This is a genomic window from Bacillus sp. FSL K6-1284 (assembly GCF_038002625.1).
Taxonomy (GTDB): Bacteria; Bacillota; Bacilli; order Bacillales; family Bacillaceae; genus Bacillus; species Bacillus paralicheniformis.
On record NZ_JBBOCW010000001.1, the window covers coordinates 449878 to 474259 of the forward strand.

Annotated in this window: 19 protein-coding genes; 10 read left to right on the top strand and 9 right to left on the bottom strand. The window is 46.9% G+C overall.

Annotation, left to right across the window (positions count from 1 at the left end):
• Positions 1 to 199 precede the first annotated feature (199 nt).
• Genes MHB72_RS02270 through MHB72_RS02280 form a run of 3 tightly spaced genes read right to left on the bottom strand, consistent with a single transcriptional unit; the run spans position 200 to position 2518 of the window.
• A complete protein-coding gene (locus MHB72_RS02270) occupies positions 200 to 1825 on the bottom strand; it encodes a ribonuclease YeeF family protein (protein ID WP_216921928.1) in 1626 nt (541 codons plus the stop codon).
• Between the two features lie 17 nt (positions 1826 to 1842).
• On the bottom strand, positions 1843 to 2121 hold the full coding sequence (locus MHB72_RS02275; protein ID WP_020450144.1) for a YwqI/YxiC family protein: 279 nt from the start codon (positions 2119 to 2121) through the stop codon (positions 1843 to 1845).
• A gap of 13 nt (positions 2122 to 2134) precedes the next feature.
• A complete protein-coding gene (locus tag MHB72_RS02280; protein ID WP_003178893.1) occupies positions 2135 to 2518 on the bottom strand; it encodes a YwqH-like family protein in 384 nt (127 codons plus the stop codon).
• A 508-nt stretch (positions 2519 to 3026) separates the two neighbouring features.
• Here MHB72_RS02280 and MHB72_RS02285 point away from each other — a divergent pair.
• The 6 genes from MHB72_RS02285 (at position 3027) to mmsB (ending at position 10932) form a co-directional block, all read left to right on the top strand.
• On the top strand, positions 3027 to 4016 hold the full coding sequence (locus tag MHB72_RS02285) for a substrate-binding domain-containing protein (RefSeq protein WP_216921925.1): 990 nt from the start codon (positions 3027 to 3029) through the stop codon (positions 4014 to 4016).
• Positions 4009 to 5772 (top strand): cache domain-containing sensor histidine kinase, encoded by a 1764-nt coding sequence (locus MHB72_RS02290; protein WP_302052734.1) that lies wholly within the window; start codon positions 4009 to 4011, stop codon positions 5770 to 5772. Before MHB72_RS02285 ends, MHB72_RS02290 begins: the two co-directional genes overlap by 8 nt.
• Entirely contained in the window at positions 5765 to 6967 is a 1203-nt protein-coding gene (locus MHB72_RS02295; RefSeq protein ID WP_025809532.1) for a response regulator transcription factor, read from the top strand. The genes MHB72_RS02290 and MHB72_RS02295 overlap by 8 nt, the downstream gene beginning before the upstream one ends.
• A gap of 126 nt (positions 6968 to 7093) precedes the next feature.
• Complete coding sequence (gene chvE / locus MHB72_RS02300) at positions 7094 to 8173, top strand: multiple monosaccharide ABC transporter substrate-binding protein (protein WP_025809534.1); 1080 nt, start codon at positions 7094 to 7096, stop codon at positions 8171 to 8173.
• A gap of 4 nt (positions 8174 to 8177) precedes the next feature.
• The gene (mmsA, locus tag MHB72_RS02305) at positions 8178 to 9746 is read left to right on the top strand and encodes a multiple monosaccharide ABC transporter ATP-binding protein (protein ID WP_079289541.1); all 1569 of its coding nucleotides are present in this window, start codon (positions 8178 to 8180) and stop codon (positions 9744 to 9746) included.
• On the top strand, positions 9721 to 10932 hold the full coding sequence (mmsB, locus tag MHB72_RS02310) for a multiple monosaccharide ABC transporter permease (protein ID WP_020450150.1): 1212 nt from the start codon (positions 9721 to 9723) through the stop codon (positions 10930 to 10932). The genes mmsA and mmsB overlap by 26 nt, the downstream gene beginning before the upstream one ends.
• Positions 10933 to 10979: 47 nt before the next feature.
• On the opposite strand, the gene MHB72_RS02315 is transcribed toward mmsB, so the two are convergent.
• The gene (locus tag MHB72_RS02315; protein ID WP_212110042.1) at positions 10980 to 12248 is read right to left on the bottom strand and encodes an MFS transporter; all 1269 of its coding nucleotides are present in this window, start codon (positions 12246 to 12248) and stop codon (positions 10980 to 10982) included.
• A 15-nt stretch (positions 12249 to 12263) separates the two neighbouring features.
• Complete coding sequence (locus MHB72_RS02320; RefSeq protein WP_020450152.1) at positions 12264 to 13181, bottom strand: bifunctional helix-turn-helix transcriptional regulator/GNAT family N-acetyltransferase; 918 nt, start codon at positions 13179 to 13181, stop codon at positions 12264 to 12266.
• Positions 13182 to 13453: 272 nt separating this feature from the next.
• Here MHB72_RS02320 and MHB72_RS02325 point away from each other — a divergent pair, with 272 nt between their 5' ends.
• Positions 13454 to 15526, top strand: coding sequence for a beta-galactosidase (locus tag MHB72_RS02325; protein WP_216921919.1), 2073 nt, complete (start codon positions 13454 to 13456; stop codon positions 15524 to 15526).
• A gap of 240 nt (positions 15527 to 15766) precedes the next feature.
• Here the strand turns inward: MHB72_RS02325 and MHB72_RS02330 are convergent, their stop codons facing one another.
• The 3 genes from MHB72_RS02330 to MHB72_RS02340 form a co-directional block, all read right to left on the bottom strand.
• Complete coding sequence (locus tag MHB72_RS02330; protein WP_216921915.1) at positions 15767 to 16912, bottom strand: phytase; 1146 nt, start codon at positions 16910 to 16912, stop codon at positions 15767 to 15769.
• Positions 16913 to 17089: 177 nt separating this feature from the next.
• The gene (locus MHB72_RS02335; RefSeq protein ID WP_216921912.1) at positions 17090 to 17548 is read right to left on the bottom strand and encodes a GyrI-like domain-containing protein; all 459 of its coding nucleotides are present in this window, start codon (positions 17546 to 17548) and stop codon (positions 17090 to 17092) included.
• 92 nt (positions 17549 to 17640) lie between these two features.
• On the bottom strand, positions 17641 to 19131 hold the full coding sequence (locus MHB72_RS02340) for a peptide MFS transporter (protein WP_020450157.1): 1491 nt from the start codon (positions 19129 to 19131) through the stop codon (positions 17641 to 17643).
• A gap of 290 nt (positions 19132 to 19421) precedes the next feature.
• On the opposite strand from MHB72_RS02340, the gene MHB72_RS02345 reads away from it, so the two are divergent.
• Positions 19422 to 21158 carry a right-handed parallel beta-helix repeat-containing protein gene (locus MHB72_RS02345; protein ID WP_254122341.1) on the top strand — a complete coding sequence of 579 codons (1737 nt, stop codon included), beginning with the start codon at positions 19422 to 19424 and terminating at the stop codon, positions 21156 to 21158.
• 23 nt (positions 21159 to 21181) lie between these two features.
• Here MHB72_RS02345 and MHB72_RS02350 read toward each other — a convergent pair whose 3' ends face one another.
• Complete coding sequence (locus MHB72_RS02350) at positions 21182 to 21400, bottom strand: hypothetical protein (RefSeq protein WP_026580535.1); 219 nt, start codon at positions 21398 to 21400, stop codon at positions 21182 to 21184.
• Between the two features lie 124 nt (positions 21401 to 21524).
• Here MHB72_RS02350 and MHB72_RS02355 point away from each other — a divergent pair, with 124 nt between their 5' ends.
• Together MHB72_RS02355 and MHB72_RS02360 are read left to right on the top strand one after the other, a co-directional pair.
• A complete protein-coding gene (locus tag MHB72_RS02355; RefSeq protein ID WP_026580536.1) occupies positions 21525 to 23168 on the top strand; it encodes a spore germination protein in 1644 nt (547 codons plus the stop codon).
• On the top strand, positions 23152 to 24375 hold the full coding sequence (locus MHB72_RS02360) for a Ger(x)C family spore germination protein (RefSeq protein WP_026580537.1): 1224 nt from the start codon (positions 23152 to 23154) through the stop codon (positions 24373 to 24375). Before MHB72_RS02355 ends, MHB72_RS02360 begins: the two co-directional genes overlap by 17 nt.
• Positions 24376 to 24382 lie beyond the last annotated feature (7 nt).

Consider the following 24382-nt stretch of genomic DNA (forward strand, 5'->3'; position numbering starts at 1 on the left):
AAAAGAGTCCTGTATAAAAATTAACAATTTTTTTGAACAAATTTGAAGGTGTTTCAAATGTTCCACGTTCGTAATTATTTACTATTAGATTTCCGAGAATTAACAATAGCAACCCGTAACCAAATTGAGCACCTAAAATAGCGCATAATAGGTACTCTGAATATTCGACGAAAATTTCGGGTGTCATAGTCCCTCCTGTTTAACTAAACCATTTTTTTATAGATTCAAGACCATTCTTTACTCCATTTTCAATCGATCCAGCAACTTTCTCACCGACATCTTTTAGAGCATCTCCATACTGGGAACTCGCTACAGCGCCGACTACCCCACCTATTGCTCCCCCTACTATTACTCCTACAGGGCCACCGACACTTCCGATTGTAGCCCCAACTTCAGCACCAACAGTTACAGAACCAATGTCTACCATTGTGCCTGTTACAAAACGCCCTGTTTTTTCTACAGCAGTTTTGTCGGAATTATCAGGATCTGTGAACTCTGTTAAATTAGATCCCACAGCAATCGCATTACCTACCACTGGGATTCTTTCTCCTAATTTCGCAAGTCCTTTTGCTTTAGCTGCAGATTCCATTATATCAGTTGTACCTGCTGCTGTCCGTGATGCAATTCTACTGCGAAACTCCTTTCCATCAATAAAACTGTGCTGATTTTTAGGAAACCCCACAGCATGTTTAAACATCATGGATGGACTATCATAAGAAGCGGCAAATTTTTGCGCTTTTTTAAGTAATGGGTTGCTTGGATTCGAGTCAGAGATGTTTTTAATGGTTCTCGCAACTTTGGAACTGTGATCCCCTTGAGAAGTCCAAGAACGATGTGTCATGACCTGGAATTTATATTCTCCTTTAAATCGCTGCCACTTCGTCGGCTTTCCTCCTTGATAATAAATTTTTAACTTTCGCGACCATGCGATTGATGCTGTTGCATTGGCTGCGTGATACCCTAATAAGGCTTTATCACCGACATCTAACGGTTCTCCGGCTGTTTCGAAGTAACTAAGAATTTCGTGTGCTGTATTTGTTTTTTCTTTATCCTGTGTATCAGGATTCGTTAACGATTTTGCCGCTTTTTCCTCCAACCGTCCAAGCATCTTCTCCATCGGCGTTTCGCCGGGGTTTTGCAGGTCGCTTTGCAGGCCAGCGGAAGCTTGACTGATTGTTGAGTCATTTTGCGGCTTTAAAATTGAACCGCTTTTATATTCCGAGATTTCAATCTTCGGCCCCGTATACATTTTCTCCAGCTGCTGGATGTATTGCTTCATTGTGTCGAGGTCATCCTTCGCCGCTTTTAGCGCATTTGTCTGTTCGCGGTCAAAAGTATGAAGCTTTTCAAGCGTCTCGCTGATTTGTCTTTGGGCTTTTTTGGCGTTTTCGTTGACGGCTGAATCGTCGAGGTCGGGCAGGTCGACGATGTGGCTGACAGTGGCCATCGTCTGATTGGCTTTTGACGTCAATCTGCCTGTCAGCGATTCGGCTTGACTGACGCCGTCATGGAGTTCGTTTTCAAGAAAGCTTTGCGAGATAAAGCCGTTTTGGTTCGGTTCAAGGGAATGAAGTGCGCTTTTCGTCTTTTCTAAAAGTCCTTTATAGTCGGAAATAAAAGATTCATAAAAAAGAAGAAAAGTGGTATGGCACTCTTCATAGAACGAGCGGATCGCTTCACCGCCCGCGCCTTTTAAGGCGTCGTCAAGGGAGGTGAGACCTTTGACGCTTTGTTTGACTTTTGAAATCTCGTCAGTCTGGTTTTTTAATTCGGTCAGCGTTTTGTCTAGGCCGGTTTGAAAAGCCTGAACATCTAGAGTTTTCAATGCGTAGTCCCTTCCTTCTACTTGGCTTTGATCGATGACGACAGCTTTTTGTCGGCGTCTTTTATAGCGTTGACAGCCTGTTCGGTTTGCGCAATTTGTTTGGCAAGAGCCGAAGCGTATGCTTTTGTCAGGCTTTTCAAATCTTTGTTCATGCTTTCGATTTTTTTGACGACGTCAAGGTTGTTTTTGCCGCTGATATCTGTCGGCACGTTCGGTTTTACAGCTTGGGCTGAATGCTTCAGCTTCGAGAGCGCCTGTTTGACTTCGCCTGTTTTGACTTTGATTTCTTGACCCATCGTAATCACTCCTTTAGCGGCGGGCTTCTCTTTCTTCTTTTTCCAGCTTTTCAATTTTCGTTTTTAATGAGCTGATATCCTTACCTAGTGAATCAATGTCATCATTTAAGGAAGAGATTTTCTCTTTTAATTGTTTAAACACTTCATTTAACTGTTTTCCGCAAATATCATTGTAGGCCGTTTTCATATCGCTTCTGACATTTTTAAAAGAATCAGCAAGGCTGCCCTGCCATGTTGTCGGCGACAGTTCGGGCTTTTTGATGCTGTCTTTTGAATCGTCAAATTCCTTTTTATCTGCTTCTAATTCAGTTTGGCAATTTTTCAGTTGTTCGAGCTGTTGTTTTTTGATGAGAAGTGTACCTTGCAGCCCGTATAAAACTGTTTTTTCCCAGATCATGTTACTGCCACCTCCCGGAAAATTTGATTCAAATGACCTGTTGGGATCCGTTCATTAAAGGACCTTATTAATGTTACAACATGGTATAAATGAGTTGAATAGGAAAAATGTACCGTGATTAAAGGATCGAATCAAGCGGTGGAGCAGGAGATTCCTTATTATGACTGCGATTTTGCACATTTCTCCATTTTCTTTCAAGGACAAAAGTCGTGGTTCCTAGGGCTGTGTTTTTTGTGATATTTATTTTTTGTTTCACAAACTTTAAGGTAATTTTAAGAAAGAGGCGATCTTGTCGAACACTAAACAAGGTTTTTCGGGCAAAATGTCAAATAGATTAGATATTTCATATAAACAAGGGGGGAAATTGTCTGTTTGTGATGAAAAAGGGGACGGGCGAAATTTCTGTCAGGATGCCTCAGCTGGATTCTAAGAAAAATATGCGGCCAAATATATACTTCATGATAGATTGTAAACGCTGTCTTGTCCTCTGACCAACAGGGGGATGAAGATGAAGAAGCTGTTAGTTGTTTATGCCGTGATGCTTTGTTTGTTTTTTCTGTATGTCTACGACTACTCCCGGGGCGATAAAACCGGATCTACAGAAGCAAGCAAAAGGCCGGCGGCCGGAAGTCTGTCCGAAAAATATGTGATGGTCACGTTTCAATCGGGAATCGAATATTGGAAGAGCGGCCTGAAAGGCTTTGAGGATGCCGCGCAGCTTTTCAACGTCACTGTCGAGTATCGGGGGGCGGCCCATTATGATGTCCATGAGCAGACGACCGTCCTCGAGCAGGTCATTGCAAAAAAGCCGGCGGGGATCGCACTTTCGGCAATAGATCCCAAAGCTTTAAACCCTGTCATCGACAAGGCGCATGAGCAGGGTATTCCGCTCGTTTTATTCGATTCAGACGCCCCGCTCAGCAAAGCCTCTACATATGTCGGCACAAATAATATGGAAGCGGGTGCTGAGGCCGCAAGGCGAATGGCCGAGTTTTTAGATGGAAAGGGAGAAACCGCAATCATTACCCAGCCGCGGCAGTACAATCACCAGGAAAGGACGAAGGGCTTTGAACAAACGATCAAGCAAAAATACCCGAACATGAAGGTCGCCGCGGTTTTGGACGGAAAAGGGGATGAGCTGACGTCGAAAAAAGAAGCAGCGAAGATTCTGGAAAAAAATTCATCCATCAAAGGGATTTTCACGACAGAAGCCAATGGAGCGAGCGGTGTGGCCCGGGCTGTGAAGGCGGCGGGACTTGAAAGGGAAGTATGTATTATCGGCTTTGATAAAGACAAGAAAACGCTGGACGGCATCAAAAGCGGGTCGATTTCCGCGACAATGGGTCAGGACACATGGCAAATGGGCTATTGGTCGCTGCACATGCTGTTTTTCTCAAATCACCATTTGAAGCAAGAACGCCCGCTTCCGGCAGCGATCGATACAGGCATTACGATCATAACGAAAGAAAATGTGGCAGCCTATTATGCGAATGATTAAACGTTTGATCAACAATGCGCCGATCCGTCATAAGCTGATCAGCCTTCTCTTACTAATCAGCATGCTGCCGACGATCGGCCTCGGCATTTTATCGGGATGGGCCGTTGAAAATATTATTGAAAAACAGGTGATCGACCAAACACTGCAGCTGATCGGCGAAGTGAACAAGACGGCTGAAGTATATGTCAGCCACATGCAAAACCTGACATATTTAATATCAATGAATGAAGAAATGGAAGCTTTTTTTAATCATGAAAAGGAGGATGGAGAGGCGGATTATAAGCGAAGGACGTTTTTGCAGGGCCTGACTTCTTTATATTCCGAAGCCGCGGGCATTCTCGTCGTCAATGATAAGGGTGAGATGATCAGCAATGAGATGTATGAACGGACGCCGACAGATTTGACAAAAGAACCGTGGTATCTGGCGGCTGTAGCTAATGAAGGGATTTTCAAGATGATCGGAAAGCCTGTCAATCGGAATATTAGAAGCCATGTGCACTACAGAGAAGACGAGGTCGTTTCTGCCGTCAGAGCTGTTATCGATCCTGAGACACAGCGTGTGAAAGGTGTTGTGCTCATCGATTTGAAGCTGCGCGTCCTCGCAGAAGCGACAAAAAATATCCGCTTGGGGAAAACGGGTTATTTGATGATCATGGATGAAAATGGCGGCAATATTTATGCACCGGAGACCTCAAAGCTGTTTCTGCCGAAAAAGTGGTTCAGTCAAGATCGGTCCGGATATTTTGCGAAGCGGATCAAGGGAGAGGAATATCAATTCATTTATGAGACGTCTTCCTTTACGAACTGGACAACGGTCGGCGTTTTTAAAGCGGGTGAACCCGTATTCGAAGTGAAGGAAATCCACTTGTATGTGCTTTTGTTTTTACTGACGGCGGCGTTTCTCGGAATGTCTGCTTCCTATTATTTGTCCCATTCCATGTCGCGGCCGATTTTGAAGCTGAATGCTGTCATGAAAACGGCGGAAAGCGGGAATTTTTCAACATTTTATCAGGAGGAAAGGGAAGATGAAATCGGGCTTTTGGGAAAAAGCTTCAATCGCCTGATGATGAGAATCAGGGAGCTGATGTCGGTCACAGAAAGACAAGAGCGCCAAAAAAGAGAAGCCGAATTAAGGGCGCTGCAGGCGCAGATCAACCCTCATTTTCTCTACAACACGCTGGATACAATCAATTGGATGGCGAGGAAGAAAGGAGCGGTAGAGGTCAGCGGTCTCGTGCAGGCTTTATCCAAGCTGTTCCGCATCTCCTTGAGCCAAGGGAAAGATATCATTCCGCTGTCTGATGAATTTGCACATGTTGAAAACTATTTGAAAATCCAAAAAGCGCGATACCGCGATAAATTAAACTACTCAATCGAAATGACCGGACTTTGTGACGACCGCCTGATATTAAAGCTCGTGCTTCAGCCGATTGTCGAAAATGCGATTTATCACGGAATTAAAGAAAAAAAGGGGCCGGGTCATATTACGATCAAAGGCATGGAGGAAGACGGCTCGCTGATTATCAAAATCGAGGATGACGGAGCCGGAATGGATGAAGAGACGCTAAAGCAAATAACCGATCAATTCAAACACAGGGATGATACAGCGGGCTACGGCATGATCAACGTCCATGAACGGATCGCCCTTACATTTGGCGAGCCGTACGGTTTAACGGTTCAAAGCCGAAAAGGAGCCGGAACCGCCGTCACAATACGGCTCCCAATCTTAACAAAAGGGGGAACAAGCCTTGAGTGAATGTTGGCGCGTACTGATTGCCGATGATGAACCGTGGATTCGGGAAGGAATACGGGATGCCGTCTCTTGGGAGCGCTATCAAATGTCGGTGTCGGCTGAAGCGGAGAATGGCGAGGAGGCATTTGAGCTCGCTCTCAAACACGGCATCGACTTATTGATTGTCGACTTGAATATGCCGATCGTCAACGGAATCACGCTGATGAAAAAGCTCCGCGGCGCCCTGCCGCAGTGCCGCTTTGTCATCGTGACGGGCTACGATCAGTTTGCATACGCGCAAGAAGCAATCCGGCTGAATGTCGATGATTATTTGTTAAAGCCGGTCGATCCCGCTCATCTGGAACAAGTGCTCGAAAAGATCAGCTTGTCGCTGGCAGCTGAAAAAAAGAAGCTCAGCGAGCAAAAGCTTGCCGAGCAGCATATTCAACAAAACCTCGGCCTTCTGAAAGAGCATGTTTTCAGAAGCTGGATCGAAGGCCGGGCAGTGGAAGAAGGCGTTTACCGGCAGCTCGAATGCCTCCGTCTGCCGGCCCGCGATCCTGAGACGCTCGGTGTCATCGCGGCCGGGCATGTATGGAACAAGCCGTTTGAAGCCGACAGTCTGAAAGAAAAAGTAGAACGCTTCTTTGTCGCTGAACGGGATAAGGCTGTTTTTTTCGACGGAGACCGCCTGATCGTCGCCTGCCTGTGGCGCTCTGTTACAGAAGCTGAACAGCAGGCGCTTGCAGAGATGATCGAAGCTGAAATGCAGGCAAGCGCCGCCGTCTGCTTCGCGAAGCTTGCTGAAAACGGCCGCTCAGCTGCGCAATGCTATCAGCATTGCAGACAGCAAGTCTCGAAAGCATTTAATATCTCGCCGGTTGTCACGAGGGCTAAAGAATATATGCAAAAGCATTTCACTGAAAGGGAGTTTTCTTTAAAACAGACGGCAGATGCGCTTCAAGTTTCGTCCGTCTATTTGAGCAGGATCATGAAGAAGGAGCTCGGCATGACATTTGTTCAGCTTTTGACCGAGATGCGCATAGATCAAGCGGTTCACCTGTTAGAGACAACCCCTCTTTCAATTCACGATATTGCCGAACAAACGGGGTATGATACACAGCACTATTTCAGCACGGTATTTAAAAAAACGATGGGAGTATCCCCCAATCAGTACCGACGCATGTCGGGAATTGAACGAACAGGGAGAAAATTGTAATGTAAGCGCTTTAAAAAAGTCTGATTTTTATAAAAATAGTTAATTAATTCAAAAGACGGACCTTCGAAAGACATGGTACAGTTGGCATGATTCATGATGGGAGAAATCAAAAGGGGGATACCAAGCATGAAAAAATGCTGGCTGTTGATCACTGCAATGCTTTTCTGTCTTATTGTTTCCGCCTGTTCGGGGAATCAGGCGAGCGGAGGGGGAGACAAAGGCTACGTCGGAATCTCAATGCCGACAAAGTCATCGGAACGCTGGGTGTATGACGGGAAATATATGGTGAAAGAGTTTGAAAAACTCGGGTATAAAACGGATCTGCAGTATGCGGAAGATGTCGTTGAAAACCAAGTCTCACAAATCGAGAATATGATTACAAAAGGCGTCAATGTCCTCGTCATTGCTTCGATTGACGGGGAAGCGCTGACCGACGTCCTTGAAAAAGCAAATAAGCAGGATATTAAAGTCATTTCCTATGACCGGCTGCTTATGAACAGCAAACATGTCGACTATTATGCGACATTTGACAATCATAAAGTCGGAGAACTCCAAGGGAAATATATTGAAGAAAAGCTTGGCTTAAAAGACAAAAAAGGGCCGTTCAACATCGAATTGTTCGCAGGATCGCCCGACGACAACAACGCGCATTTCTTTTTTGACGGCGCCATGTCTGTTTTGAAGCCTTATATCGATTCGGGCAAATTAAAGGTATTGAGCGGCCAGACTTCATTTGAGCAAGGTGCGACGCTCAGGTGGGACGGCGCAACCGCGCAATCCCGGATGGACAATTTGCTGAGCGCGCATTATACAAAAGCGAAGCTTGATGCGGTGCTTTCACCGTATGACGGGATCAGCATCGGAATCATTTCCTCTTTAAAAGGTGCGGGCTACGGATCGGACAAGAAGCCGCTGCCGGTTATTACGGGACAGGATGCGGAGCTTGCTTCCGTGAACTCGATCATTAAAGGGGAGCAGACCTCAACCATTTTCAAAGATACGAGAGAGCTGGCGAAAAAAGCCGTTGAGATGGCGACATCCGTCTTAAAAGGCGAAAAAGCGGAAGTCAATGACACAAAGACGTATGACAACGGAGAGAAGGTCGTTCCGTCCTACCTGCTTGAGCCGGTCGTCGTCGATAAAGAGAACTATAAAAAAGTGCTCGTTGACGGCGGTTACTATAAAGAATCGGAATTAGGGAAGTGATCCGATGTCTGATTGCATTTTGGAGATGAGAGGCATCACGAAGGAGTTTCCCGGCGTCAAAGCGCTCGACAATGTCCACCTCCGCGTTAAAGCGGGCGAAATCCATGCCCTCTGTGGTGAAAACGGGGCGGGCAAGTCGACTTTGATGAAGGTGCTGAGCGGTGTATATCCGTACGGTACGTATACGGGCGACATTTTGTATAAAGGGGAAGTATGCCAATTCAAAAATATTAAGCAAAGCGAGGAAGCGGGGATCGTCATCATCCACCAGGAGCTGGCGCTCGTCCCCCAGCTTTCCATTGCGGAAAATCTTTTTTTGGGCAATGAACAGGCGAGCCGCGGCGTCATCAATTGGCGAAAAACAAAGCTGGAAACGCTCGAGTTAATGAAAAAAGTCGGGCTTCATGAATCTCCGGATACGCTTGTTTCCCAAATCGGCGTCGGAAAGCAGCAGCTTGTTGAAATCGCCAAAGCGCTGGCAAAAAAGGTGCAGCTCTTGATTTTGGATGAACCGACTGCGGCTTTAAATGAAGCGGACAGCGAGAATCTGCTGCGGCTCTTACTCGAACTGAAAAAACAGGGGATCTCTTCAATTATGATTTCCCATAAATTAAATGAGGTTACGAACGTCGCAGATTCGATTACCGTGCTCCGAGACGGACAGACGATCGAAACGCTTGATGTGCAAAGCGGGCAATTGACCGAAAACCGGATCATCAGAGGCATGGTCGGCAGGGAGCTGCAAAACCGCTATCCTGCCAGAAGCGCCAAGATCGGGGACGTCATCTTTGAAGTGAAGGATTGGACAGTTCATCATCCTCTTCAACAGGACCGCAAAGTGGTAAACACGGCGGCCCTTTCCGTCAAAAGAGGCGAGATCGCAGGAATTGCCGGCTTGATGGGCTCCGGAAGGACGGAGCTGGCGATGAGCATCTTTGGAAGATCATACGGAAAAAACATCTCCGGCACAATCGAAAAAGACGGGCGGGAGCTTTACATCCGCCACCCTGAAGAAGCCATTAAAAACGGCATCGTCTATGTGACGGAGGACCGGAAAGGAAACGGTCTGATTCTGGATGACAGCATTAAAGAAAACATTACGCTGTCCAAACTGGAGAAGGTGTCGAGCCGATTGGTGATGGACGAGCGCCGCGAAAAACATGAAGCGGAGGATTTTCGCAGGAAATTGAACATCAAGACGCCCGACATCGGCCAGCGGACCGGAAATTTAAGCGGAGGCAACCAGCAGAAGGTCATGCTGAGCAAGTGGATTTTTGCGGAGCCTGACATTTTAATTTTGGATGAACCGACGCGCGGCATCGATGTCGGCGCCAAATACGAAATCTATGGCGTCATCAATCAGCTTGCCGAAGCAGGTAAAGCGGTTATTATGATTTCTTCGGAGCTTCCCGAGCTGCTGGGAATGTGCGACAGAATCTATACGATGTGTGAAGGGGAAATCACCGCTGAATTTTCCAAAGAAGAAGCTGATCAGGAGAAGCTGATGAAATATATGACCATCCGCATGAAGAGAGGGGGAGAGGCGTATGCAGACACCGGTGCAAACGGATAAAGACCGCGCTCAGCCCGGTTACTTTCAGCTGTTTCGCGACATGTATAAGCAGAACATCCGGAAATACAGCATGGTCATTGCGCTCGTGTTTATTATGCTACTGTTTCAAATACTGACAGACGGAATTTTGCTGAGGCCGCTGAACATTACGAACTTGATTTTGCAAAACAGCTACATTCTCATTTTAGCCATCGGGATGATGCTCGTCATCATTACGGGACACATTGATTTATCAGTCGGTTCAGTCGCCGCTTTTGTCGGCGCCGTCTCCGCGATGATGATCATCGAAAACGATATGCCGCTGTTTGCGGCGGTCGTTCTGTCGTTGCTTCTGGGAGCGGCAATCGGCGCCTGGCAGGGATTTTGGATCGCTTATGTCAAGATTCCGGCCTTCATCGTGACGCTGGCGGGAATGCTATTGTTCAGAGGACTCACGATGATCGTGCTTGAGGGGAAATCGATCGCTCCATTTCCCGTGTCCTTTCAAAAAATGGCGTCCGGCTTTATCCCGGACTGGCTGAACGGAGGCGCGCTCCATATGACGACGATTGTCGCCGGAGCGGGAGTGTCGATTCTTTATCTCGTGTATCAGCTTCAGCAGAGAAACATGCAGAAGAAATTCCAATTTGACTTGCAGGGAAAAGGTCTGTTTGCAGTTAAGGTGTTTTTTATCATCGCCATTATCAACCTTTTTACCTACATTCTCGCGACGTACGAAGGCATACCTCTCATTTTGATCACATTGTTCATCTTAATCGCCGGGTATACATTCGTTATGAAAAAAACCGTCATCGGGCGGAGAATCTACGCAATCGGCGGCAATGAAAAAGCAGCCGAGCTTTCAGGAATCAAAACAAAACGGCTTACCTTTATGGTCTTCGTCAATATGGGCGTCTTAGCTGCTCTTTCCGGATTGATTTTTGCCGCCCGTTTAAACGCGGCCACTCCGAAAGCAGGAAACCTGTTTGAACTTGACGCCATTGCGGCCTGCTTCATCGGCGGTGCTTCAGCTTACGGCGGAATCGGTACGATCGGCGGGGCCATCATCGGCGGCCTTGTCATGGGGGTCATGAACAACGGCATGTCGCTGCTCGGTCTGGGCATTGACTGGCAGCAAGCAATTAAAGGCCTCGTCCTTCTGATTGCCGTTGCATTTGATATTTACAATAAGAATAAAACTTCTTAATTGATAAAGAAAAACCTGTTTTTGAACATCAAAAACAGGTTTTTTCATTATTGCTGGACTGAACGTCCTTCCTGATTCAGTGTGGGGTTTATTTTTTTAGGTTCCGGCAGGAGGATGTTCAAAATGCTTGCTGCCGCCAAAATAACGATTGAAAGGTAGAAAGACAGGTTATAGTTGCCTGTTTGGCTGTACCAGACGCCCGGCAAATAAGCGCCGAGCGCCGAACCGAGCTGGTGGCTGAGAAACAGCCAGCCGAGAATGAACCCGACGGAGTACTGCCTGAAATACTGGGTTGCGAGCATTTGCGTCGGGGCGACGGTCGCAAAGTCGACCAAACCGAACAAAACCGCGAAGCAAAGCAGGAGGACCGAGTTGTGGCTCGACAACAAAATGACAAGCGACAGCGCCCTTACGGCATATAAAAAGCACAAAATTTTTCGGCTGCTCCAGCGGTCAGCGACGACGCCGGAAATCAAAATGCCGATGATGTTAAACCCGGCCAGCAGGCTGACAGCGGCGCTTGTTACTTCGGTCGAAAACCCGTGGTCATGCGAAAAAGGGATAAGATGGGTATCCATTAACCCTGTCGTTGTAAATCCGCAAATGAAAAACGGCAAGACGAGGAACCAAAACGTCCTTTTGAGAAAAACTGCTTTGTATGGAATCTTTTTAGGCTGGGCGTCCGGCTCTTCTTTTGTCTCGCCGCCCTGAGTGCCGCCGATCGGCTGTACATTCTTTTCCGAAGGATGATTCCGCAATAACAAGATGACGATCGGAAATACGATAACAGCTAAAAACAATCCGAGAACGATAACGGTCACTTTCCAGTTAAACCAGTGGATCAACATGAGCGATCCAGGGACAAGCAGCATCTGCCCCGCGCCGAATCCCGCTTCCATAATGCCGAATGCAAGCCCCCGCTTCTCAGTGAACCAGTTGGTCACGATTACGGTCGATGCGACATTTGACGCTCCGCCGACGCCGAGAGAAACGATAATGCCGTACAAAATAAACAGTTGCCACGGAGAAGTCACGAGATATGTAAAAAAGATGCTCAAGCCGACCAGAAGCGTGCTGAGAGATAAAATGATCCGCGGTCCGAACCGGTCGACAAGCCTGCCGATTACCGGCTGGGATACACCGTAGACAATGAAGCTCAGCATGGAAATAAGCGAAATCGTGCCCCTGTCCATTGAAAATTCCTCTTCCCAAGGCTGAATAAAGGCCCCGAAAGAAAGGCGCACTCCTTGGACGGCCAAAAGCGTCAAAAACGTCACAAAAACGATAATCCAGGCGTAGTGTATTTTCCGTTTCATAGATCCTCCATTTCGTCAGCCTAACTCGGCATCCCAGCGTTCTTCCCGGAGCCGCTGTCCCCATAATAAAGTCTCGTCTTTCACTTCCGTCAGTCTGAATCCGAATTTTTCATACAAAGGCCGCGCTTCAGCCATCGTACTTACCGTCCATAGAAAAATCCGCTCAAATTGATTGTCTTTACAATAATCGATGAGATGCTTCAAAAGGCGCGTGCCGACTCCCTGATGCCGAAAAGCGGCATCGACCAGAAACCATCTGAGCTGTACGGTTTTGCCGGGATGTTTGACGAGCCCGACGCATCCCGCAAACCTTCCGGCGCTCTCTGCGATCCAGATGTTTTCGATATCGGCATCAAATGTTTCGTGAAGGTAATCCAAAAATGAATCGTCCCAGCCGTGTGTCTCCGCATAAAACGCACGTTGTTTTTCGATCATTAGTTTGATATCGTCCGATATATAGTAATCTCTTATGGAAACGTCCGATTTTTCGGGCGGCAGGTGTTCCGACAATATGGATTCAATTGTATTCATCGCCTCCGTCAGCTTTTCCTGATGGGGGCCGTCGATATGCTTCAGCATGTATTCGATTTGCTGATTGGCTTTTGCCTCCAGCTTCTTATAAATGGATTCGCCGAAGCTTGTTAAATAGATATAGTGGTTGCGGCTGTCCTCCTCGCTTCTCTTTTTATAGACCATATTTTCCTTTTCGAACCGTTTCAGGATCCGGCTGACATAGCCCCGGTCCAGGCCGAGCGTATCTTGAATCAGCTTGGCTGTACAATCGGCCGTATTGTGAATTTCGAATAATATCCGGGTTTCCGTCAATGAAAAAGGGCTGTCATAAATATGTTCATTCAGAAAACCGAGCACATTTGTGTAGAATCGATTGAACTTTCTGAATTTTAATGTGATAGAATGATTGATTTCTGTCATCTCAAAACCTCTCTTTCTATAAATCGTTGCTTTAATCAATTATAATAAAATAGTTGATTTAGTCAAGTGTATGGAAATAAAGTTAAAAATGTTAATGATAGATTATATTTTACAAATAAAGAAAGATAAATTCAATCGTACAGGAAAATTCATCCACCAGGCAGGAAAGAGGGAAGAAAACAGAGTATATAATCTAACAACCTGTTTTTGTAAGCGTTTAATGTCTGTCTCCGCGTCATATGAAAACGAGGAAGAGAGGATGAAACTTTACGATGGTCAAACCGTATCCCCCGATCAGCCGGAAAGTTCCCCGACTATTGCATGGAGCCGATTACAACCCTGATCAATGGCTTAAATATCCGGACGTTTTAAAAGAAGATATCCGCCTGATGAAGCTGTCCCGCTGCAATGTGATGTCTGTCGGCATTTTCTCATGGGTTTCGCTCGAGCCTGAAGAAGGAAGGTTTACATTTGATTGGCTCGATCAGGTTCTTGATACTTTCAAGGAAAACGGAATTTATGCGTTCTTGGCTACACCGAGCGGTGCCAGACCGGCTTGGATGTCCAAAAAGTATCCCGAGGTGCTGAGAACGGAGCGCAACCGGATCAGAAACCTTCACGGAAAGCGGCACAATCATTGCTATACGTCGCCTGTCTACCGCAGGAAAACGGCGATTATAAACGGAAGGCTTGCGGAGCGCTATGCGCATCACCCGGCTGTCATCGGCTGGCATATCTCCAATGAATACGGCGGAGAGTGTCATTGTGAACTTTGCCAAGATAAGTTCAGAGAGTGGCTGCTCGCGAAATATAAAACGCTGGACCGCCTTAACCATGCATGGTGGACATCGTTTTGGAGCCACACCTATACAGATTGGGACGAGATCGAGTCGCCGGCTCCGCACGGCGAGGATGCTGTTCACGGTTTGAATTTGGACTGGAAGCGTTTTGTCACGGATCAGACGGTTGATTTTTGCCGGCATGAAATTGCCCATGTCCGTTCTTTTAACCCCGACCTGCCCGTGACGACGAATTTTATGGGAACATACGCCGGATTGAATTATTGGAAGTTCGCCGACTTGCTTGATGTCATCTCGTGGGATTCTTATCCGGCATGGCACAACAGCCGGCAGGAAGACAGCCGGCTTGGAGCCGATATTGCTTTTGTTCATGATATCAATCGGTCTCTTAAAGGCGGCCGGCCGTTCATGCTGATGGAAAGTACGCCAAGCATGACGAACTGGCAGGACGTCAGCAAGCTGAAGCGCCCCGGTATGCACGAATTGTCATCATTACAGGCAGTCGCTCACGGATCGGACACTGTTCAGTATTTTCAATGGCGGAAAAGCCGCGGCTCAAGCGAAAAGTTTCACGGGGCAGTCGTTGATCATGCGGGATTAGAGCATACGCGCGTTTTCCAGGAAGTAAAAAAACTTGGGGAAAAGCTCGAAAAACTTGAGGATGTCGCAGGAACGACAGTCGAACCCGAGGCCGCGATTATATTTGACTGGGAGAATCGCTGGGCCTTGGAAGACGCCCAAGGTCCGCGCAATATCGGCATGCATTATGAACGGACAGCCAAATCGTTTTATGAACCGTTTTGGCGTGAAGGTGTACCGGTTGATGTGATTCATATGGAGGCCGATTTCTCCCGCTATAAGCTTTTGGTCGCCCCGATGCTCTACATGCTGAAAGAAGGCACCGCCGAAAGGATTGAACAGTTCGTTCAAAACGGGGGTACATTTGTCGCCACTTATTGGTCGGGCATTGTCAATGAGAATGATCTTGTGTTCTTGGGAGGGTTTCCTGGAGGCTTAAGAAAAACGCTCGGCATTTGGTCTGAGGAGATCGATGCGCTTCATGACGGACAGAAAAATACGATTGTGATGGATGCAGATAACCGGCTCGGGTTAAGCGGGAGCTATGAAACCAGCGAGCTTTGCGACCTGATTCATTTAGAAGGAGCCGAAGCGCTCGCTCTGTACGGGGAAGATTTTTACGCGGGCCGGCCCGCGCTGACGGTCAATTTGTTCGGAGACGGGAAGGCCTACTATATCGCTTCAAGGAATGAGGCGGCGTTCCAAGAGGCGTTTATATCGAGGCTCATTGAAGAGTGCGGGATTGCCAAAGTGCTCGATACAGAGCTTCCGAAAGGCGTCACCGCCCAGCTCCGCACAGACGGCCGCCACGATTATATTTTCGTGATGAATTTTACAGCGGAAAACCGCACGGTCTCGCTTCCGGAAGAAACATATACGGACGTCTTAAAAGGAACCCGGAAAAAAGGCGCTCTCAAACTGGTTCCATATGGAACGAGCATTTTGCGGAGAAGCCGCAAAGCCTAGGAATCCTCATTCTTCAGGCCGACGCTTCGTGCAAAATGCAGCAGCGAGCAGGAAGATGACAGCTGAAGTATAGCCAACACACCTTGATCGAAAACGCAGAGAAGCACCACATTTGATAAAACAGCCAACATGATAAACACTACAGCATAAAGATTTAGACGTAATACCATCCCTCCATTAATTGTTATCTTAACATGAAGGGATGTGAAAAATCCGCGGGAAATACCCGCGGATCCGTCCTTATTTGGCTCGGTTTTTCAGTTTTCGAGGATCGATCTGATCATCAATATCAGGTTTGTCGTCCAGCGCGTCGGCGATTTTTTCCCGGGAGACAATTTTGAAGTTCTGATTGGCCGGTTGTCCATTTTCCGTATTTTCGCCGTCTTGGGCGACAAAGATGCCGTATGGATATGTTTTGCCGAGGCCGAAGCCGATGACGTCGATTCCATCGGTATCGCTTGTCCCGTCGGTTTCTTTGCCGTCCTCAATTGAAAAAGCGGTGACGTAGTCGTTTTTTCCGCGCCGGTCATAGATGGCATAGCGGTTATCGCCCTGACTGGACGCGATCAAATACCCTTCTCCGTCTTCTCCGTAGTAAATCGTCAGCCCTTCAATATCAGCGGTTAGATGCGGTCCGTCGGCACGATCGACGATTTTTCCTTTATCTCCGCCGTCCGGCTCGGCGCTGAAAGACCAAATCGCAACGTCTTCTTCGGCGATGTACATTTTGCCGTATTCATCATCTGCCGCAAGCCCTTCTGTTTGAGAGCTCATTTTGAATGAGCGGACCTTTTTGCCTTCGACTTGTCCTTTTCCGTTGTCAAACAGTTCATATTGCTCGAATTCTCCATTCTTTCCGGTCACCAAGGCGTAGAACTTGCCGGTTTTCTGGCTGTGATACAGGCTGAAGCCATATACCTCCTGGATATCGGTTTGAATAGGTTTTTGAGGATTGACGATATTCTTCAGCTTGCTTTTTTCGCCGTTAAAGGCGTAAATTTCAACCGTATTTTTTCCGTCTGACCGGTTTGAGGCCCCGGCAATATCAATTTTTTTGCCATCGAGCGGAAAATTGTAGCGCAGGTCGACATTGTTTAATTTGCCAAACGGATAGGCCGCAAGCTGTTTTCTCTTCAAATCATAGACGATTAAGCCTGATTTTTTGTTTGTGGTGATGAGCCTGCTTTTTTCAGGCTGCTTCGGATGAACCCAAATCGCCGGGTCATCTGCCGCGTCGTCAGGGGTATCCACCGGCTCTGTCTCTGCATCGGCAGTCACCGTGAATTCTTTGTGAGCCGCAGCTTCGTTATGGGGGAGACTGCTCCATGAGGGAGACCATAAGGATGCTGCGAGTGTTGATAAAGCGAGCGTTTTGTAAAAGTTCATATATTAACCTCTTTTTGATAACATTTATCCTAGCAAACCAATGAAAATTATCATTTGAGGGTATGTAAACTTTTGTTAAAAGTGATGGCTAAAAAGACCGCCGATACTCTAGAGTACGAAACCGCAAAGAAAACCCCCGGAATTTTTTCCGGGGGTTTTCTTTAACATCGCTATCTCTCAATGAATCGGAATGTATATTTCAAATGCAAGTTCGTTTAAATCCCCATCCATCGGGTAAAATTCCAATTGTGTAAAAGCGTCACAATTTAAACGAAGACCTTGATCTTTGATCCATTGATATACTTTTTGATAAGTCACTTCAGGCCGCTCATGCTGTGGATGCCTTGTCTGAGCATATGTCAGAGCGGGCGCCTGATAGCTGATCATTCCTTCCGGAAGGGTTTCAGGGAGGTTCTCCGTCTCCATTAATATATAAAAAGTGAATTCCCCTTCGCCGTGATGATCCGATATGGCCCACATGCCGCTGTCTTCTTGAACACCGACTATTTCTCCGCGCCGGTCTTTCAGCTGCTGAATGACGCCGTGGAGCTTTTTCGCCTGGGCTTCTTCGAATGAAACGGTTTGTGAAAAACCAACACCGACAAATCCGGGCTTTGCTGTCTTTTTGATCTCCAAATTTTATCCTCCCATCCTGCACCGATTGGTTATTCAGTTATTCACCGGACAAGAAGCAAATCCTTCAGAAAAGGAGTATCGCCTGTTGCTTTTTAATTGACACCCTTCATAAATTTCTGAATTTTCGGTGACAGCAACATCAAAATGATTCCGAGCAGGATGGATACACCGCCGATGACTCCGAAGTAGGCGATCTCTGTATCAGCGCTGTAAAATCTGACGATCTGTGCATTGATAGCCTGTGCAGAAGCGTTTGACAGGAACCACAGGCTCATCGTCTGTGCTGAGAATGCCGCAGGAGCCAGCTTTGACGTTGCGGATAGCCCGACTGGAGACAAGCACAATTCCCCTAGAACGACGATCAGGAAGCTGAGCACAAGCCACATTGGATTGGCAAGTGATTCAGTGCCGTTGATATAAGCAGGGAAAATCATGACGACAAATGAAAGTCCGGCTAAAATCAAGCCGAGTGAAAATTTCGTCGGTGTTGACGGCTGACGGTTGCCGAGCCTCATCCAAATCCATGCGAAAACCGGTGCAAGCACAACGATGAACAACGGATTCAGCGACTGGAACCAAGATGAGTGCAATTGGACACCTAAAAATTCTAAATGAGTGCGTTTATCTGCATAGGTGGCTAAAATATTGGCGCCTTGTTCCTGAATCGCCCAAAACATCATCGATGCGACAAACAGCGGAATGTAAGCTGTGAGACGGGAACGTTCATCACTCGTCGTTTTGGAGCTTTTAAACATAACGATGAAATAAATCAGCGGGATCAAAATACCGAGACAGCTGACAATCATCGTAAACAGCTCAATTGTCATCCAGCCCATAAAGACGGAATAGCCAAAGATGGCAGCGATCACCAAAACACCAATTCCAATCCGTCCGAACACCATTTTTCTTTCAGCGGGTGTCAGCGGATTCGGTACCGTTCTTCCGGCAGGTCCGAGGTTTTTCTTCCGTGTCGCCAAATAGGTCAGCAGCCCGAACAGCATGCCGATGGCAGCAAGGCTGAAGCCGAGATGGTAGTTGTATGTCTGGCCGACTGTGCCGACGATAATCGGCGCAAGAAATCCGCCAAGGTTGATCCCCATATAAAAGATGCTGAAACCTGAATCGCGGCGGGTGTCTTCAGGGCTGTATAACTCGCCGACAACGCTTGATACGTTTGGTTTTAAAAGGCCTGTCCCAATGATGATCAAGAACATGCTGATGAAAAACGCGGGGACGCTTCCCGGGAATGACAAAAGAATGTGTCCGAACATAATGAGCACGCCGCCGTAAAACACGGTGTTTGCAGTTCCGAGGAGCCTGTCCGCTATCCAGCCTCCGATGATGCCGGACATATAGACAAGGGAACCGTATACGGCCATAATCGAGTTTGCTGTGGTTTGATCAAACCCGAGGCCGCCTTTTGTCACCTCTGTATACAAATAGTAGATAAGGATGGCTCTCATACCGTAGTATGAAAAACGCTCCCAAAATTCAGTGAAGAATAAAGTGAAGAGTCCGCGGGGATGTCCAAAAAACCCCTTTTGCGGAATGTTTTGAAAAGTTTCTTTTTGATGGTTTGACATTCGCAATACTCCTTCTCTTTCTATGTCTATTATAAAAATCATATTCTTATATAATGTTCGTGTCAATACACCTTCAATCGATTTGAATTTTTGATCGCTAATGCAACATCTTGTGAAGCGCTTTACAAGCGGATAGTAAAAACTTTTGGAAAAAAAATTAGATGAAAAGATTTTTTAATAAAATTTTACCTATCTTATGTACAAGCGGATTTTACTAGATTGGCATATATATATCGGAAACCGTTTTACAAAAGGAGGCTGAAAACAGCGTGCAGCAGCAACCTGAGGAAATGAGAATGACAGTGGTTGACGCGACAAAGTTCGGTGCTGTCGGCGACGGCAAAACAGACTCCACAAATGCGATCAACGAATGTTTGGTATGGACAAAGTCGATGGGATACAACACGGTATGGATACCGAACGGCACGTACCTGATTGACGGGACGAAAAACAGCGACCCGCGTGCTCCGTTTCGCGGAGCCGGCATCAATGTTCCGGGCAATATTGAAATTTTGATGGACGCGGAGACCGTCATCAAGGTAAAACCGAACAGCTCATGGGGATACGCTGCTTTTTATATAGGCGGAACATCCAATGTGAAAATATCCGGAGGCAGCATCATTGGGGAAAGGGATGAACACACATATACACCGGCGCCGAGACCGACCCATGAATGGGGATTCGGAATTTGTATCGAAGGGGCGTCAAATGTCGTTATTGAACATGTGAGAATAGCCGATTTTACAGGAGACGGAATCATTATCAGCAACGGAGGAGACGGCTATAAGCCGTCAAAGCGTATTAAGGTAACCAATTGTGAAATCAGGCGCTCCAGAAGAAATAATTTGTCGATCACAGGGTGCGACAATGTTCTTGTTGAAGGATGCGAAATTGCAGATGCGGGGACAGGCAACGGCACGGCTCCCCGTTTTGGGATTGATATAGAAGGCTACAGTGAAGGAAACATCGTCTATGAAGAACCCGTTAATGTCATCATCCGAAACAACGTGTTAAAGGGCAATGTCAACAATGCCATTTCCAATTTCAACGGCACTTCTGTCATCATCGAAGGCAATATCGCAGACGGTACCATTTCATACGGATACGGGACGAGTACGACGATTGCAAACAATATCATCAAGAAAAACCCCGAATCCACCGGACAGAGCATCGGAATTAACGGCCTCGGTGTAGGGGCTTTGGAAGCAAGAAGCGATGCCGTTATAAAGGGGAATTTGATTTCGGGTTTTACGACAGGCATCGATATCCGCGGAAAAAGCGTTTTTGCCACGGGAAATCAAATCCGTGATTTTGTAAATGCCGGAATTCTTGCTTATCAAGCGTCGCAAATCTTCATTGAAGGGAATAATATCGAAAACGACGTGCCTGAGCAAAGGTCCGGCACCGCTCTCAGCATCACGCAATCAGACAATGTAACGTTTTCCGGCAATCAGATCGCAAATGTCGTACTTGCGGTCAGGAGCACAGGCAATGACGTCCAAATAAAGGATAACGTCATCAAGCAATTCTCCAGAGGCATCTGGATATCGCAAGGAAATGCTGTGATAGAAGGAAACTTTATTTCGCCGGCCGGCTTTCAAACGGTGCCGGAGTCATATGCCGTATCCGTCACAAATACGGCTTCTGCAGTCATTCGGAAAAACACCTTCACCCGCTTCAGAAACTTTCCAATATACTGCTCGACAAATGAGCATACAAAAATTATCGGAAACGATATCGAAGATTCACCGCTGATTGTCACGCTGTATCTCACCCGCGGAACCCACGAGATTATTGGCAATACGATCACGCTCGGCAGGCCGTCCTTGCCGGCTATCCTCATTTATCTCGACCAATCGTCGAACTCGGCGATCCTCGACAACACGCTCCGCAGCAATACCGCTGCAAGAGTGACGGCAATTCAAACCAATACGTCCAGGCAAACGCTGATCATCGGCAATACGGTTGTAAAAGGTATGATCCATTCCCACGAGACAGATACGGTTCATGGAAATATTGAAGTTTAAGCTCCCTTTTGATAGGGAGCTTTTTATGTCCTTTTTTTCTTCTTGCGGAAGTTCGCCGAGGCTTCGAGAAAAATGATAAACAAAAATAAAAGGATCATGATCCACTCGCCTACTTCTAAGATGGCAAACGTCAGGGAGTTTATTACGGCTCTTTGCAAGGTCATGCCTTGAAATACATCAAGCATGACAGCAAAAGTCTCTAAGGAAACAAATAATAAAAGCCCGATTCCGATCAGTTTCAACTTTTCACCACTCTCCGTTCCCCGTTATTTTTTCTCTTTTCATAAAGCACTATTCCCCCGGGAATAGTATAAATGTGCTTTTGCAAGGAAAAATATGAAAAACGAAAAGGGGATTCTGACAGCCATGCCATTCTTTTTTAAAGGTCGTCATCAAAAGGATAACAAACAAGAATCTCTTATGAGCGGAGATAAAAACCCGGAAACCATAAAAGTATCCGGGTTTGTGCGTCCCTTGCTTGCCGAAAACCTGAGCGTGATTAAAGAAATAACCGGAAACAGCGCAGATGTCGTCATCCGCAAATTAAAAACGGGCGCTGACGAGAAAATCGAATTGGCCGTCGTTTATGTCGGCGGCATTACAGATGAGAAAGCCATCCATGACTTTTTGCTGGAATCGATCATGAGCTCTGAAGAATTAGCGAAAAAGGAGTACGGACGGGATGTTCTTGAGACGATTGCAGGTGATGCCGTTGCGCTGGGCGGTGTCGAAAAAGAAAAGCGATTGGACAAGATGCTTGAATCGTTGATGGCAGGGGATACGATCATTTTGGCCGAGGGAACGGAAACAGCGGTTATTACGACCACGAAAGGCGGGGAAAAGCGTTCGATCAAGGAGCCTGAAAATCAGCAGGCATTCCGCGGTTCACGTGAGGGATTTATCGAATCTCTCGACACGAATATTTCTTTGGTGCGCCGAATCATTAAAAACCCGAATCTTTGGGTTGAAAAAATGACGATGGGAAGCGTCACAAAAACCGATGTGGCGATCATGTATATCAACGGGGTGTGCGACCCGAAAACGGTGAAAGAAGTCAAAAAAAGGATGGCTGGCATTGAGATCGACAGCATCCTTGAATCGGGGTATATTGAACAGTTTATTGAAGACGCTGTGTTTACGACCTTTCCAACGATATATCATACCGAAAGGCCGGACATGGTCGCAGGGAATCTGCTTGAAGGAAGAATCGCCATCTTTGTTGACGGTACACCGTTTGTCCTGCTTGTCCCTGCCGTTTTTATTCAATTCTTTCAATCTGTTGAGGATTACTATTCACGCTTTGACATTGCGACGTTCATCCGCTTTTTACGCGTGTTGATCTTTTTTATTTCGCTTATTGCGCCTGCCGTCTACGTCGGTGCGACGACGTTTCACCAGGAAATGATCCCGACAGAGCTTTTGATCGTAATTGCCGCGCAGCGTGAAATCGTGCCGTTCCCGGCTGTGGTGGAAGCGCTGATCATGGAAATTTCGTTTGAAATTTTGCGAGAGGCGGGCATCCGGCTTCCGAAAGCGATAGGTTCTGCCGTTTCGATTGTGGGAGCCATCGTCATTGGACAGGCGGCTGTTCAGGCGGGGATTGTGTCGCCGGCGATGGTCATCGTCGTAGCGATCACAGCGATTTCAAGTTTTGCCACACCTTCCTTCGCCATGGCGATATCCGCCCGGCTGGTTCGGTTTTTCTTCATATTAGCCGCGGCGACGACGGGTTTTTACGGCATTATTCTTGGACTGATCATTATGTTTGTCCATTTATGCAGCCTCCGTTCGTTCGGTGTTCCATATATGACTCCTTTTGCGCCGTTTATTCTGAAAAACTGGGGCGACTCCATCGTTCGTTTGCCTTGGTGGACACATGAGAAGCGGCCTGAACTGATCGGCAATGACAATAAGGTGCGTCAAGGAGAATACCAGAAACCCAATCCGCCGGAATCAGGCGATATGAAGACAAAACAAGAAGATGGTGATCCAAATGAAACGAAGCCTTAAGATTGTGCTCCTGCTGGCCGCCATTGTTCTTCTTCAAGGATGCTGGGATAAAAGAGAACTGACAGATTTGCTGCTGATCACTGCCATTGGTATTGATAAAGGTAAAAATACAGATTACGAATTGAGCTATCAGATCGTCAATCCGATCAATGTGACAGGAGGCCTTCAAGGCGGACAGGGAGGAGACAGGCCGCCGGTTTCAAGCTATTCTGTGACGGGCAATAATCTGACGGAAATGAGCAGGCACGCGTCGGCGAAAATGTCGAGGGAAATTTATTACTCCCACACGAACCTCGTGGTTGTTGATGAAAAACTCGCCAAGGAAGAAGGCTTGATTAAAATTCTTGATGTTCTTGACCGGGACACCGATTTTCGTTCAACGGCGACGATTATTATTTCCCGCGGCCAAAAAGCGAAAACATTCATCCGGACGCTGACGCCGATCGATAAGATCCCGTCAAATAAAGTAAACAAAACACTGCAATTTACTGAAGAGCATTTGGGAGAACATATGAAGACGAGCGTGCAGGATGTCATCAAGTGCTTGACATCGAAGGCAAAGCACCCGATTATTACTTCTTTTAAAGTATCCGGAAACAAGGAGAAGGGTGAAAAGATGGAAAACGTGCAGTCTACATCTCCTGAGGCAATAGTCGAAGCGGACGGGCTGGCAGTCATTAAAGAGGGCAAGCTCGTCAACTGGCTTGAAGGCAAAACCGCGCGGGGCGTTTTATGGCTGCGCAATAAAATCAGCAGAACGTATTTAACAACTACATTGAATCACGAAAAAGACGCCGTCACATTTGATGTCATCCGCCAAAAAACAAAAATCAGATCACATCTTAAAAACGGCAAACCGGCGATTTCGGTTGAAGTAGACATGGAAGGGGACATCGGCGAAACCACTGTGCCGATTCACCTGGATGATCCAAAAGTGCTGAGCGACATCGAAAGGAAGGTGGCAAAGGAGCTGAAAAATGAATTGCAGAATACCATTGACGTTGTTAAGCGAAACAAGACGGATGTTCTGCAATTCGGTGACGTTGTGTATCGCAACCACCCAAAAGTGTGGGAAAAGATGGAGGGCGAATGGAGCAATCGGTATTTTCCTGATACAGATGTCGACATTACGGTTAACGCATATGTACGGAGAACAGGTTTAAGGAACAACCCGAACATTTTGAATCATCACGAAGGGCGTTCTTGAATGAAAG